Source organism: Lysobacter enzymogenes, from assembly GCF_900106525.1.
In the GTDB taxonomy this organism is placed as follows: domain Bacteria; phylum Pseudomonadota; class Gammaproteobacteria; order Xanthomonadales; family Xanthomonadaceae; genus Lysobacter; species Lysobacter enzymogenes.
Map to the genome: position 1 here is coordinate 182,925 of NZ_FNOG01000008.1, position 13,847 is coordinate 196,771.

A 13,847-nucleotide genomic window follows, 5' to 3' on the forward strand; every position below is an offset into this window, starting at 1 on the left:
CGTCGCCCCTGCGTTTTTTCGGAAACAAGCCGCCCCGCGGCGGGCCTGGCCCGTCGTGCGCGTCCTCCGTGTTGTGGGTGGAAACGAAAACGGCCCGAAGCGTTCGCTTCGGGCCGTGGTGCTTACAACGCCTTGCTCATGAACACGCTGTTGGGGTCGTCGCGATAATCGGCGAAGGGCCCGCAGTAGTCGAAGCCGTAACGCGCGTACAACCTGCGCGCCGGCTCGAATCCATCCATCGAGCCGGTTTCCAGGCTCAGCCGCCGGTACTGCCTGCGCGCGGCTTCTTCCAGTAGATGTTCGAGCATCGTCGCGGCCACGCCGCGGCGGCGGTGCGCCTGCGCGGTGCGCATCGATTTGATTTCGCCGTGGCCGGCGTCGAGCTGCTTGAGCGCGCCGCAGCCGAGCAGGTCATCGCCGTCCCAGGCGCTCCAGAAGCTGATTTCCGGGCGCTGGAGCCCATCGAGATCGAGCGCGTGGATGCTTTCCGGCGGCGACAGCTCGGCCATGCCTTGCAGGTGTTCGCGCAGCAGAGCGATCACCTCGGGACGGTCGAGTTGGCCGGCGCGGATCTGCATCGGTCGCTGCGCTCCTGGGTCGAAAAACGCAAAGCAAGGCCCGAAGGCGCCGGCGCGAGGCCGCCGCCCTGGGGATACGATCGTCGTTGGTCGTGCGTGTCGCATCGCGATGCGGCCGCGAACGGCCGCACCGCGCGCACCGTCGCTTAGACGGCGTAGTACATCTGGTATTCCAGCGGATGCGTCGCCGCGCGGAACTTGGTCACTTCCTGCATCTTCAGCGCGATGTAGCCGTCGATGAAGTCGTCGGTGAACACGCCGCCGGCCTTGAGGAAGTCGCGGTCCTTGTCCAGCGCTTCCAGGGCCTGGTCGAGCGAGTGGCACACGGTCGGGATGCCCTTCTCCTCTTCCGGCGGCAGGTCGTACAGATCCTTGTCGCTCGGCGCGCCCGGGTCGATCTGGTTCTTGATGCCGTCCAGGCCGGCCATCATCAGCGCGGCGAAGGTCAGGTAGCCCGACTGGATCGGGTCGGGGAAGCGCATCTCGATGCGGCGCGCCTTCGGGTTGGCCACGTACGGAATGCGGCAGCTCGCCGAACGGTTGCGCGCCGAGTAGGCCAGCATCACCGGCGCTTCGAAGCCCGGCACCAGGCGCTTGTAGCTGTTGGTGCCCGAGTTGGTGAAGGCGTTGATCGCGCGCGCGTGCTTGAACACGCCGCCGATGTACCACAGCGCCATCTGCGACAGGCCGCCGTAGCCGTCGCCGGAGAACAGGTTGACGCCGCCCTTGGCGAAGGACTGGTGCACGTGCATGCCGCTGCCGTTGTCGCCGACGATCGGCTTGGGCATGAAGGTCGCGGTCTTGCCGTTGCGGTGGGCGACGTTCTTGATGATGTACTTCATCGTCAGCAGCTCGTCGGCCTTGGCGACCAGCGAGTTGAACTTGGTGCCGATCTCGCACTGGCCGGCGTTGGCCACTTCATGGTGGTGCACTTCCACTTCGATGCCGACCTGCTCCAGCGTCTTGCACATCTCGGCGCGGATATCGTGCAGCGAATCCAGCGGAGCGACGGGGAAGTAACCGCCCTTCACGCCCGGACGGTAGCCGCTGTTGCCGCCTTCGTATTCCTTGCCCGAGTTCCACGCGGCTTCTTCCGAATCGATGTGGAAGAAGGTGTGGCCCATGTCATTGGCGTAGCGCACCGAGTCGAAGATGAAGAACTCGGGCTCCGGGCCGAAGAAGGCCTGGTCGGCGACGCCGCTGGCCTTGAGGTAGGCCTCGGCGCGCTTGGCCACGCCGCGCGGATCGCGCGAGTAGGCCTGCATGGTGGCCGGGTCGAGGATGTCGCAGGTCAGCACCAGGGTCGGATCGGCGGTGAACGGATCCAGGAAGGCGGTGGTCGAATCGGGCAGCAGGATCATGTCCGACTCGTTGATGCCCTTCCAGCCGCTGATCGAGGAGCCGTCGAACATCTTGCCGTCTTCGAACAACGCCGGCTCGACGATCGACTTGGGGAAGGTCACGTGGTGCTGCACGCCACGCATGTCGGTGAAGCGCAGATCGACGAATTCGACCTTGTGGTCCTTGATGAGCTTTTCGACGTGTTCGAGAGACATGGCTGGATCCGGGAAGAGGTGGGGAATGGAGAATCGGCAACGCGGGGGCGTGGTGCGCCTGCCAGGGATTAAAGCAAGTCGTGTGCCAAGTTTTATGGTGTTCCAAGCGATTGATTCGAAAGGATGATCGGCTAAGCACTCCCGGCCTTTGCACCAACAACGTGCAAAATGAACCGGCTTCGCACCAATTTGGGAAAAGCCCTTTCCGCTATCCTGACCCGCCGGCCGCGCCTCCCCCGACCGCGACCCGGCGCTTGTTCCGATTCCCCCTTCCCGATTCCCGGCCCCAATGACCGACCTCTTAGCCGCCCTGCTCCTCGGCATCATCGAAGGCATCACCGAATTCCTCCCGATCTCCAGCACCGGCCACCTGCTGATCGCCCAGCACTGGCTCGGCGCGCGCTCGGACCTGTTCAATATCTCGATCCAGGCCGGCGCGATCCTGGCGGTGGTGGCGATCTACTGGAAGCGCTTGTGGGGCCTGGCCGTCGGCTTCACCCAGCGCGACAACCTCGACTACCTGCTCAAGCTCGGCGTGGCCTTCGGCATCACCGCGGTGCTGGGCATCATCGTCAAGAAGGCCGGCTTCACCCTGCCCGACCACGTCACCCCGATCGCCTGGGCGCTGGTGCTGGGCGGCGTGTGGATGGTCGCGGCCGAGCATTTCGCCGCCAAGCGCGCGGCCGCGCTGGGCGAGCGCAGCGACATCACCTGGACGGTGGCGGCGCTGGTCGGCATCGCCCAGGTCGTGGCCGGCGTGTTCCCGGGCACCTCGCGCTCGGCGGCGACGATCTTCGTCGCCCTGCTGGCCGGCACCACTTCGCGCGCGGCGGCGACCGAGTTCGCGTTCCTGGTCGGCATCCCGACCATGTTCGCCGCCAGCGGCTACGAGCTGCTCGGCGTGATCGGCACCCCGGCCGCGGCGCAGGAGGACTGGAGCGCGCTGGGCGTGGCCTTCATCGCCTCGGCGGTGACCGCCTTCATCGCGGTGAAATGGCTGCTGCGCTACATCCAGAGCCACCGCTTCACCGCGTTCGCGATCTACCGCGTCGTGCTCGGCATCGCGCTGTTGCTGCTGATGCCGGCCGGCAGCTGAGGAAACCGCCATGTCCGATCCGCACACCGATCCCGCCCAACTCGAGCAGGAACTGCTCGACGACCAGGGGCTGTCCGCCGCCGAGCGCTACGCGGCCTTCCTCGCCGCGGTCGCCGACAGCGGCCGCTTCTGGGTGGCCGAGTCGGGCGAGTACCTGCTGACCTTGTTCGACGGCGAAGAACAGGAACTGCTGCCGGCATGGCCCTCGGCCGCGACCGCGCGCGCCGCGCTGACGCAGGCGCCGACGCTGGCCGGCTACGCGCCGGCGCCGCGCGAACTGGCGGTGTGGCGCGAACGCGCCGCCGCGGCGATGGGCGAGGCCGGCGTCGGCGTCGGCGTGTTCCCGGACACGGCGATGCAATGCGCGGTGGTCGCGCCGGCGCAGTTGCTCGAACATCTCGACGCGCTGATCGCCGATGCCGGCGCGGCGCCGGGCGAATCCGAAGGCGCCTCCACCGGGCTCGACCTCGCCCAGGCGCAGCGCGCGCTGGCGCAGAAGTTCGCCAAGCCCAAAGAAGGCTGAGCGCCGGATTGCGGCGGCCCGCGTGCGCGCAAGCGCCGCACGCGGGCTGCGAATTTCGATAGCGTGATCGGCCTCGCACATCGCTGCCGACGCCGCACGCGCGTCTGTTTCACGCTGTGCGCCCCGATACGCAGATCGCCATGGGTCCGAGCATGAAGTTCCCGCGCATCACCGCGATCGTCGCCGCAGTCGCCGTATGCGCCGGCCTGGCGCTGGCCTACGCCGCCCGACCGGACGGCTACGGTGCCGATGCGGCCTCCGACCCGACCGTCACCTCGCTGCCGCGGCGCCAGGCCGGCGTCGCCGACCTGACCGAGTACCCGTGGCAGGTGCAACTGGCCACCCGCGCCGACGGCAACGCCCTAGCCTTGCTGCAGGCCGATGCGATCGGCCAAGTCCGGCTGGACTTCAGCGACCGCAGCATGCGCTTCAGCGGCGGCGCCAACACTTTGTCGATGGACTACCGCATCGACGGCGCGCGCATCGTCTCCGCCCACGGCGACGCCGGTTTCGCGATGACGCTCGCCGGCACCTCGCAGGAGCGCCCGCTCGCGATGGACGACCTGCTGTCGGCGCACCTGCGGCCGCCGTTCGACTACTGGCTGGAAGGCAGCGGCGCCGGCCAGCGCCTGTACCTGACCGGCGCCGACGGCACCCGCTTCGTCCTGCAGACCCGCGATGCCGCGTACGGCGCCAAGGGCGAGGACGTGAGCCTGGAAGCCGAAGCCGGGCTGCGCGCGTGCACGACCGGCTGCTCGCCGAACCTGCCGCGGCCCGATTGCCTGTCGGTACGCAAGCTGCGCTGGGTGAAGTACATGCCGCAACCGGCGTCGGACTGGTTCCTGCTGCCGCGGCATGCCTTCGACGGCCGCCGTCCCGAGGGACAGCGGCGGCAGCTGTTGTCGACCCGGCACTATCCGAGCCTGACTGGGAAGTCGTGTTCGCTCGGCATCTACGTGATCGCGACGGCGACCGACTTCGATCAGCTGCCGCGCGTGGAAGCGCAGGGAAACACGATCAGCGCCACCGCGCCGCAGCCGGCGCAGCGGTAAGCCCGACCCGCGGCTGAACGCGCAAAACCCCACGCGGCGCGGCGCCGCGTTCATCTGTTTTTCGCGACTCACCCCGGATCATTGCGCCCCATGAAAATCCAACGCCACCTCGTTCTCGCCGCCGCGCTGTCCAGCGTCCTGCTCGCCGCCTGCGCCGCGCCTTCCACTTCGCCCGGCACCGATGCCGCCAAGCCGGCCGGCGACAAGCCCGACGCCGCCCAGCCCGCCGACGGCGCTGCGCCGGCCGCGGTCAAGAGCGATCCGGCGCCGGCCTCCAGCATCGATCTGCGCGGCTACACCTGGAACCTCGACAGCGCGGTCGACGCCGCCGGCAAGCCGATCGCGCTGCTGCAGCGCGAAGGCAAGTACGGCCTCAAGCTGAGCTTCAACGGCGACAACCTCGGCGTGTCCGGCGGCTGCAACCACGTCGGCGCCGGCTTCAAGCTCGCCGGCGACCGCATCGAGATCGGCGGCTTCCGCAGCACCCTGATGGCCTGCCAGGACCAGCGCCTGATGCAGATGGACAGCGCCATCGGCGAACAGCTCAAGGGCAGCACGCGCTTCGTCATCGAAGGCGAAGCGCCGCAGCCGCGCCTGCTGCTGACCACCGCCGGCGGCGCCAAGCTCACGCTCAGCGGCGAGCCGACCGCGGAAACCCGCTACGGCGGCCCCGGCGCCACCGTGTTCCTGGAAGTGGATTCGCAGCTGCGCAAGTGCTCGCATCCGCTGATCCCGAACTACCAGTGCCTGTGGGTGCGCGAGCGCAAGTACGCCGACAACGGCGTCGCGCTCAAGCCCAGCGACGAGTGGCATTTCCTCTACCAGAGCATCGAGGGCTACACCCACGAAGCCGGCATCCGCAACGTGGTGCGGGTGAAGAAGTTCGACATCAAGAACCCGCCGGCCGACGCGTCGTCGGTGGCCTACGTGCTCGACATGGTGGTCGAGAGCGAATCGGTGCCGGCGCCTAAGTCGAAGTAAGCGCGGCTCGCGCACAGGCGCGATTCCGGACCCGAACGAAAAGCCCGGCCGCTCGCGCGGCCGGGCTTTTTTTGCTTCGCCTCCTCCCGCTTGAGTTTTCGCCCCCGACGCCTGGGCCGGCGGGCCCTGCCGAGCTTCCTTGGTACTGCTGTGATGGGTGAACGTCCGGGCGGCGCGCTACCGCGCCCTGGGCCAGTTCCCGCGGCTGTTCGGCTAGGTCGGACAGGGTGGTCATCAAGCGGCCCGGATCGGGTCTTGACCGCTCGTGTTGGTTCGCGAGATACCCGGCACACCTTGTGTGCCTGACGGACACATACATCTTCAGCGGGCCTTCCGATCTGCGCTCGACGTCTCGTTGTCCGCTCGATCGCGTTGACACCAGCAGCCTTGATGGGCCAATGAGGGCTGCGCACCGTTGGCATCGCTGGGCGTCCAGGCAATGGACGCAGCGGAGCAAGGAACCCACATGACACGCAACGCCACCGCCAAGCCCCTGAGAGGTCCCGCTCGCCTTCGGATGACCCAATGGCCACTGCTGACGCTGGCCTTGGGTGCGCTGACGGCGTGCGCGCAGCCCCCGGGCGAGCCAGCGCCGACAGGCCCCGCTCCCGCCATCGCGGCCGTTGACGCTGCAGCTAAGGGCCAACAACCGGTCGGCTACGACGTTCAGGAGCTCCAGCGCCGGCTGGTGCGCTTACTGGTGGAGTTGGACAACTTCGACGATGTCCAGCCGCGTTCGGTGGCGAAGGCGTTCGATCTGAAGCTACAGCCGAGGTCGGCGCAACCGCGGAGCCTGGAAGCCGTCGGCAGGCTGAGCAACGGCTGGGTGTTCAATGTGTGGGCGTGGCAAAGCGAGCCCAACGAAGCGCCTTGGGCGCCTTTGCAGTTCTATTTTTACCCGGGTGGCGATGTCGACGTAAGCCTGTGGAGACGCAGCTTGTGTTTCCTGGACGCCGCTGCGTTGCTCGCCGAGCTCCAAGCCACCGGCTACACGGTGATTGGCGAAAGGTCCAACGTCCCCCTCCACTCTATTCAACTCGTAAAAACCACCTCAAAGGCAGAGTTCACCGTCAGCGTGGGCGACTACCGGCCGCAGCATGCCCCAGCGGAAGCCACGCGGTGCCTGCGCAATGTCACCATCACCACGGGACCTGCGCCTTCGCCGTAGTGACGGCTTGGAAGCACTTGGTTAAGGAAAACGACGATGCGCGACCTTCCCCCCGAACTCGTTCCGCTGTTGAATGGACTGCCGCCCGCCGCCAGAGCCGACGTGCAAGTCGCGATCGAAAGCTCTACCTACCTGTCGTCGACCTTGGTGGATGCAGCTCGGCAGGACCGTGTGGGCCACATCGCGGTCACGACCACGCCTCACCAAAGCGGGCACTACGACTTCATTGAAAAAACCATCTTCATCAGCGCAGAGCAGTTCACGGAAAAGAACGCTGGCGCGCGTGTCGACAACATCACTGCGACGCTGGGGCACGAAGCTAGCCACGCCTATTTCAGCGGCCATCTTTACGATGCGCTCGAAAGGCTTGATGTGGAGACCAACGAGGCTATCGTCAAAGCAGGGCCTGGTGGCCGTGCCGATCTGACCGATCCGTTCGAGCGATACTTGCTGGCCGCGCGCGAAGGCGAGGCGTTGGCCGAGATCGGCGGCATGAACGCGCTCGCCAGCCGGGTGCGCGAACAAAACGGCGGCACGTTCGACCGCAAGGATTTTCTTGCGCGCGCAGACGCCACCACCCACTGCATCAGCCCCGGCAAAGGCGGCGCCCCAGCCTTCGCTCGCGACATTCGCATGAGCGACGACGGGCTCATCTACGCGGGTAGCGTCCCGCTCGTAGCGGACAAGCACAACCCAAACCCCAACCGCGAAGCTGTGGCCTTGTGCCACTTCGACCTGCCTCCCAAAGAAGCTAATCTGGGACAGGCGGGCGCTTCGGACTACCAGAATTACTACGGTACCCGTGCGATCACCGCCGCATCGAGCGTGCTCAAAGGCTGGCACAACCCGCCGGAGGTGGCGCTCGACCTAGAGCGTTTAAAGCTCGACCCCACCCTGATCGAGCGCAGCGGCCTGGACCTGGGCGGACCCGGAAAGGTCTTCAGCTTCATTGACACTAGCCAGGGCGGGATGAACTGGACGACCCTGCACAACACGAAGACCGAGCCCTCGAACGCCGCCCCCGACGTAGCGCCTGAGCCCCGCGCCTTGCGCGCGGACAGCCCTGGCCACCCCGACCACGCCGCTTTCGAGATGTTCCACCGTGCAGCCCAGGCCGACGGCCGCTGGAGCCAGGCCGAGGCCCGCAACCTCGCCGCAGCCGGCTTGGCGGCCGTGAAGGCCGATCCGACCGTGGGGACGAACCTCACCGGGGTCGTGATCGGCAGGGCGGCGGACGGGGGCACGAACCTGATCGGCTATGCCTCCCCGCACGGGCCGGCCGGCCCGCACCACCACCTGGCAATCGACGCCGGCAACGCCGCGCAAGCGCCCGCGGAGAAGAACCTGGACCGGGTGGAGCAACTCAACCGGCAACAAGCCCAGCAGCAAGCCCCACCACCAACGCAGGGCCCGGATGGGCCGCCCCAGGCTGGCCCGAAGATGACCCTCTAAGACGCGGCAGAGGGGCCCAAGGCACCGCCCAACCCCGCACCAACACAGCAGCGGGATGCGAGGCTCTTTGCGCAGCCTCAGCGCGACGCGGCCATCGCCTGCGCGCGCACCACCAGGGTCTTGGGAAAACGGTCGTGCCACGCGGTCGCGCGCGCGGGGTCGCCGAACAGGATGGTGATCGGTTCGAACGGCACCTGACGCACCAAGGTGCGTCCCAGCACCTGGCCCCAGCTCGGCGGGCGGCCTTGTTCGTCGACCACGCGGGTGCTGGTGACCAGCTTGCCCAGGGTGACGCCGAAGATGCCTTCCATCGGCACGTAGTAGGCGAACTGCACGCACAGCATGATCAGCGACATGGTCGGGTTCCACGCCGCGTCGGGCGCGGCGGGCTGCAGCAGCTTGAGCACGTCGGGGTCGAACGTGGACCACACGCTGAGGCCGCCGAGCGCGGCGGCGGCGCAGATCGCGCTGTCGATCAGCAGGTTGACCAGACGCTGGGCGCGGCTGGCCGGCACCAGCGCGGCGATGCGCTCGGCGCGGTGCTGCGACGGGGAAAACGCGGGGGATTCGTTCGGATCGTTCATGGCGCTGTTCGGTGGATGCGTCGCGGCCGGCGCGAGACGCGCGCCGGCCGCGCTGCTCACCCCTTCACCGCCGGGTTGAGCGAATAGGTGCCGTAGATCGAGGCCTGCGCCAGCACATGCCCGTGCATGGCGTTGAGCGCGTCGGCGGCGGTGAAGCGCGCGTCCAGCGGCAGGCGTTCGACATCCAGCGCGAACACGCGGAAGAAATAACGGTGCAGGCGCAGGTCGTTCGGCGGCGGGAACGGGCCGTCGTAGCCGTACCAATCGCCGGCCATGTCCGGGTCGCCGGCGAACCAGCCGGTGTAGTCGTTCAGGCCCTGGCGCGCGCCGTGCGGGCCGGCCGGGTCGCGCTTGCCGTGGGCGACGACGCCGTCGCTGCAGCTGCCGGCGGCGATCTCGCGCACGTCGGCGGGGATGTCGGCCATGACCCAGTGGATGAAGTCGCCGCGCACCTGGTGCTCGGGAATCTGCACGTCGTCGCGGCCGACCATCTCGGCTACGGTCGGAATGTCCGGGTCGATGCAGATCAGCACGAACGAACGCGTGCCTTCGGGAACCTCGTCCCAGGCCAGGTGCGGATTGCGGTTGGCGGCGAAGCCGTAGCCGCCGTCGACGGCCTGGCCGGCGGCGAACTCGGCCGCCAGGCGTTGGCGGTGCTGGAAGCTGTTGCTGCGGATCTGCATGGCGAACTCCTGGTGCGAGTCGGGCTGACGAGTCGGGTCTCGGGCGCCGCCGCGCGCGGGCGCGGCGGCGCAAGCGCCCATGATCGCATCGGCGCATGACGGCGACCGCGACCGCCGCCGCATCGGCGGCGGCAGCGCGGCGCGCGCGGCTCAGCGCTCGGGATAGCCGAGCCGGCGCGCGACCGGGCCGAGCACGGCGAAGGCCTCGCCCAGAGTGCCGGCGTAATCGCGCCAGCGGCCGTTGGGCAGGCGGTCGCTGACGTCGATCTCCTTGGGCAGCTGGATGTTGATGCGCAGCGTGTCGGCCAGCACCTGGGCGATCGCGGCCGGGTGTTCGCCGACTTCGTCTAGCTTCACCAGGCGGTGCGGGAACAGGTTGCCTTCGTGCAGGTCGGCGACCTGCTCCAGGCTGCGCGCCAGCCAGCGCGCGCCTTCTTCCGGCGAGCTCAGGCGGTACGGGGTCGGGCTGCCGAAGGCGAGCCAGTCCAGCAGCATGTCGCGCGGGTCGCGGATCGACAGCAGCAGGAAGGCTTCCGGCAGGTACGGACGCAGCGCGCGCAGCAGCGCGTTGTCCCACCACAGCAGCCAGTCGTACACCGGCGCGTCGGCGACGCCGCGCGCGGTCAGCGCGGCGCGGTAGAGCTTGACCAGGAACGCGGGGTCGAGGCTGCCGTTGAGCAGCTCGTCGACCGTGCCGTAACGCTGCATCGGGTCGGTCGGCGGCTGCGGGCCGAAGCGGTCGAACAGCAGCGGCGCGCCGGCCAGGCCCAGCACCTGGCCGATGCGTTCGATCTGCGAACCCGGCGCGCCCCACAGCAGCAGGATGCCGCGGCTGCCTTCCGGCGCCTGCGCCAGCGGCGGCCAGTCCTCGCCGGTGCGCGGGCTGATCGGGTTCAGCGGCAGGCGCTGCTCGATCACCTCGGCGTGCAGCTCGGCCCAGGTCGCGGCCGCGGCCTCGGGCTGGCCGGCGACGTCGAGGGTGCGGCCGAGCATCTGCCGCAGCTCGCGCTTCACGCCGGGATCGGGCGCCATCTCGATCAGGCGCTCCAGGCGCTCGGCGGCGGCGTCGGGATCGCGTTCGATCAGGCTCTGGACGATGCGCATCTCGGCTTGGGCGTCGCCGGGGCTGAGCTCGGCGATGCGCTCGGCCAACGCCACGGCCTGGTCGGTTTCGCCCAGGTGGTCGTGCACGGCGGCGCGCGCTTCCAGCGCGCCGAGATTTTCCGGCATCGCCTCGCGCCAGCGTTCGATCACCGCCAGCGCCGATTCGGACGCGAACGGCTCCAGCGCCACTCGCGCGCGCCACAGCTGCGGCAGCTGCGGGTGCGCGGCCAGCGCGGTTTCCAGCGACTGCACGGCTTCGTCGAAGGCGTCGTTGCGGCGCCAGGCTTCCATGCTCGCGTCGAGCGTGCGCAGGTCGGCCGGCTGTTCGGCGAAGGCGCTGCGCAGGAAGCGCAGTGCGCGCTCGTTGCGGCCGGCGTCGAGTTCCAGCTCGCCGGCCCAGCGGCGCACGCCGAAGTCGGCGCCGTCGCGCTCGGCCAGCGGCGCCAGGCGGTCGGCAGCGTCGATGAAGCGCGACTGGCGGCGCAGCAGTTCGGCCAGCAGCATCTGCAGCGTGGGTTGTTCGGGATTGAGTTCGGACAGGCGCTGGAAGCACTGCTCGGCGAAGGCCAGGTGGTCCTTGGCCAGGTAGGCGAAGCCCAGCGCGTGCAGCACCTGCGGGTCGTCCGGGGCGACCGAGCCGGCCTGGCTCAGCACCGCCAGGGCGCGGTCGGGATCGCCGCGACGCAGCGCCAGCATGCCCACCACCGCGGCCACGCGCGGGTGGTCGGGGGCGATGCGCGCGGCGGTGCGGGCCAGCCGCTCGGCTTCGTCGAGGTCGCCGTGCAGCAGCGCCAGCTGGGCCTTGATGATGTAGGCGGGGAAGGTGTTGGGATCCAGGCCGATGGCCTGGGCCAGCGAGGCCTGCGCGGCGTCGAGCTGGCGCCCGTCGAGCAACGCGCCGGCGCGCTCCAGGTGCAGCTGCGCGTCCTCGGGGGCCAGGCCGATGGCGCGGTCGAGCGCGGCCACGGCGGCGTCGCGCTGGCCGTCCAGGCGCAGCGCGGCGGCGTGCAGGCGGTGGGCGCTGGCGTCGTTGGGCTGCTCGCCGACGAGCTGCTCGGCGCTGGCAAGCGCCTGGGCCGTGTCGCCGCGGCGCAGGGCGTCGAGGGTGGGTTCGTACATGTGACGTGCTTCGCGCTGGATAAGAGGGGGGATTGTAGGGGCGCGCGCGGTTTTGCGCTGTTTCGCCCTGTGCCGGCGCGGCGCGGGCGGCGTGCGGGCCGCCGCGGCGGCGCGCTCAGCCGGCGGCCAGCGCGGCCAGCCGGTCGGCGATCCAGCGTTCGGCGAAGCCGTCGAGCTGGGCGTTCTCCAGAAACCCGCAGTGGCCGCCCCAGGGCGCCACTTCCAGGCGCGAATGCGGCGGCAGGCGCAGCTCGCGGAAGCCCGCCAGCGGGATCACCGGGTCGTCGGCGGCCATCAGGATGCTGGCCGGCACCTGCAGCCGCGACAGCCGCTCGCCGGCGATCGAATAGCCTTCGAAATAGCGGTCCAGGGTGCCGAAGTCGGTGTGGCGCTCGACCATCCACTGGGTCAGCGGGCGCATGCGCAGGCCCAGGGTGCGGTCGTCGAAATCGTGCACGCCCGGGAACAGCTCGCGCTTGCGCGCCAGCGAGCCGCGCCACTTGCGCTCGAAGTACCACAGGTACATCGGCAACCCGACTTCCATCTGTTCCATGGTCCGCGCCGGATCCAGCACCGGGCACACCGCCGCCGCGTGCGCCAGCGGCAGGCCGATTTCGGATGCGCGCAGCGCCAGGCGCAGGGCGAAATTGCCGCCGAGCGAATAGCCGGCCACCGACAGCGGCCGCAGCGGGAAGCGCGCGGCCACTTGCTGCGCGGCCTGCACCACTTCCTCCAGGCGGTTGGAGTGGAACAGGCCTTCGTTGAGGTGGTGGGTGTCGCCGTGGTCGCGGAAGTTGAGCCGGAACACTTCGAAGCCGCGGCCGAGCAGGCGCGCCGCGGTCAGGCGCATGTAGTTGGATTCGGCGCTGCCTTCCCAGCCGTGCAGCAGCAGCACCAGCCCGCGCGGGGTCGTGCCGGGCACCGCGCTGTGCAGGCCGAGCAGGCGCACGCCGTCGGCGGTTTCCAGCAGATGCCGTTCGGTGCGCGCGCCGGCCGCGGCCAGGCGCCGCTCGGCGTTGCGCCGGCGCAGCGGGCTGGAGCCGAGCACCGACTGGATGTGGGCGTTGCGCAGCCAGCGCGGCGGTGCGTAGTCGGATGCGGTCAGCATCGGCGCCTCAGCCCGCCATCGCCTCGACGATGCGCTGCCGCGCCAGTTCGGCGATGCGGCGGCGGCCGTCGGCTTCGCCGGGGCCGATCGGCGTCAGGAAGTGCACTTCGGCCAGTCGCCCGGGCTCGCCGAGCAGGCGCAGGAAGTTGGCGAAGAAGCTTTCGCGGCCCTGGAACGCGACCACCGCCTGGGCGTCGCCGCGCTCGCCGTAGCGCAGCGCCACCGGCTGCACCGGCACGCCGGCCTCGACCGCGGCCATGAAGATGCGCGCGTGGAACGGGCCGATCTCGCGGCCACCGCGGGTGCCGCCTTCGGGGAACACGCCGACCGAGCGGCCCGCGCGCAGGCGCGAGAGCATTTCGTGCAGCACGCCGCCGAGCGATTCGGTGCTGCCGCGCGAATGGAAGATGGTGTGGCCGCGCGCGGCCAGCCAGCCGACCACCGGCCAGCCGGCGATTTCGCGCTTGGCGACGAAGCCCATCATGCGTTGGCTGTGCAGGATCTCGATGTCGACCCAGCTGACGTGGTTGGCGACGAACAAGGTCGCACCCGCCAGCGGCGTACCGATCCGGCGCAGGCGGAAGCCGAAGATCCGCATCAATCCGGCCGACCAGGCGCGGATCGTGCGGTGTTCCAGGGTTTCCTCGCCCCAAGGGATGCGGGCGGTGGGCAGGGTGATCAGCAGCAGGACCAGCGGCAGGTGGACGAACACGTGCCACAGCAGCAAGGGCGTACGGATCAGGTAACGCAGCGCGCGCGCGGCCGACGCGCCGGTGGGCGCGACCGCGCCGGCGTGGGGAGGCGGCGCATTCATTGCGTGCACGATACCGAAGCGCCGCCGCA

At 69.5% G+C, this 13,847-nt stretch carries 13 protein-coding genes; 6 read left to right on the forward strand and 7 right to left on the reverse strand.

The features are described from left to right. Positions 1-122: 122 nt before the first annotated feature. Together BLU84_RS19610 and glnA are read right to left on the reverse strand one after the other, a co-directional pair. Entirely contained in the window at positions 123-578 is a 456-nt protein-coding gene (locus tag BLU84_RS19610; RefSeq protein WP_074871162.1) for a GNAT family N-acetyltransferase, read from the reverse strand. A 146-nt stretch (positions 579-724) separates the two neighbouring features. Further along, a complete protein-coding gene (glnA, locus tag BLU84_RS19615) occupies positions 725-2,134 on the reverse strand; it encodes a type I glutamate--ammonia ligase (protein ID WP_074871164.1) in 1,410 nt (469 codons plus the stop codon). Between the two features lie 289 nt (positions 2,135-2,423). Here glnA and BLU84_RS19620 point away from each other — a divergent pair, with 289 nt between their 5' ends. The 6 genes from BLU84_RS19620 (at position 2,424) to BLU84_RS19645 (ending at position 8,406) form a co-directional block, all read left to right on the forward strand. Continuing rightward, positions 2,424-3,230, forward strand: coding sequence for an undecaprenyl-diphosphate phosphatase (locus BLU84_RS19620; RefSeq protein ID WP_074871166.1), 807 nt, complete (start codon positions 2,424-2,426; stop codon positions 3,228-3,230). 10 nt (positions 3,231-3,240) lie between these two features. After that, positions 3,241-3,753 (forward strand): DUF2750 domain-containing protein, encoded by a 513-nt coding sequence (locus tag BLU84_RS19625; protein ID WP_074871168.1) that lies wholly within the window; start codon positions 3,241-3,243, stop codon positions 3,751-3,753. A gap of 140 nt (positions 3,754-3,893) precedes the next feature. After that, positions 3,894-4,805: an META domain-containing protein gene (locus BLU84_RS19630; protein WP_139175135.1), complete on the forward strand. Its 912-nt coding sequence runs from the start codon at positions 3,894-3,896 to the stop codon at positions 4,803-4,805. Between the two features lie 90 nt (positions 4,806-4,895). Then, positions 4,896-5,786, forward strand: a complete 891-nt coding sequence (locus BLU84_RS19635) for an META and DUF4377 domain-containing protein (protein WP_074871174.1) — start codon at positions 4,896-4,898, stop codon at positions 5,784-5,786. A gap of 466 nt (positions 5,787-6,252) precedes the next feature. Continuing rightward, positions 6,253-6,954, forward strand: a complete 702-nt coding sequence (locus BLU84_RS19640) for a hypothetical protein (RefSeq protein ID WP_139175136.1) — start codon at positions 6,253-6,255, stop codon at positions 6,952-6,954. Positions 6,955-6,990: 36 nt separating this feature from the next. After that, positions 6,991-8,406 carry a hypothetical protein gene (locus BLU84_RS19645; protein ID WP_074871178.1) on the forward strand — a complete coding sequence of 472 codons (1,416 nt, stop codon included), beginning with the start codon at positions 6,991-6,993 and terminating at the stop codon, positions 8,404-8,406. Positions 8,407-8,483: 77 nt separating this feature from the next. Here BLU84_RS19645 and BLU84_RS19650 read toward each other — a convergent pair whose 3' ends face one another. From BLU84_RS19650 to BLU84_RS19670, 5 genes are all read right to left on the reverse strand, one after another. After that, a complete protein-coding gene (locus tag BLU84_RS19650; RefSeq protein ID WP_139175137.1) occupies positions 8,484-8,990 on the reverse strand; it encodes an RDD family protein in 507 nt (168 codons plus the stop codon). A gap of 56 nt (positions 8,991-9,046) precedes the next feature. After that, on the reverse strand, positions 9,047-9,673 hold the full coding sequence (locus tag BLU84_RS19655) for a YbhB/YbcL family Raf kinase inhibitor-like protein (RefSeq protein ID WP_074871182.1): 627 nt from the start codon (positions 9,671-9,673) through the stop codon (positions 9,047-9,049). A 150-nt stretch (positions 9,674-9,823) separates the two neighbouring features. After that, complete coding sequence (locus BLU84_RS19660; RefSeq protein ID WP_074871184.1) at positions 9,824-11,896, reverse strand: tetratricopeptide repeat protein; 2,073 nt, start codon at positions 11,894-11,896, stop codon at positions 9,824-9,826. Positions 11,897-12,011: 115 nt separating this feature from the next. Further along, complete coding sequence (locus BLU84_RS19665; RefSeq protein WP_139175152.1) at positions 12,012-13,001, reverse strand: YheT family hydrolase; 990 nt, start codon at positions 12,999-13,001, stop codon at positions 12,012-12,014. A gap of 10 nt (positions 13,002-13,011) precedes the next feature. Then, positions 13,012-13,818, reverse strand: coding sequence for a lysophospholipid acyltransferase family protein (locus BLU84_RS19670; protein WP_074871188.1), 807 nt, complete (start codon positions 13,816-13,818; stop codon positions 13,012-13,014). Positions 13,819-13,847 lie beyond the last annotated feature (29 nt).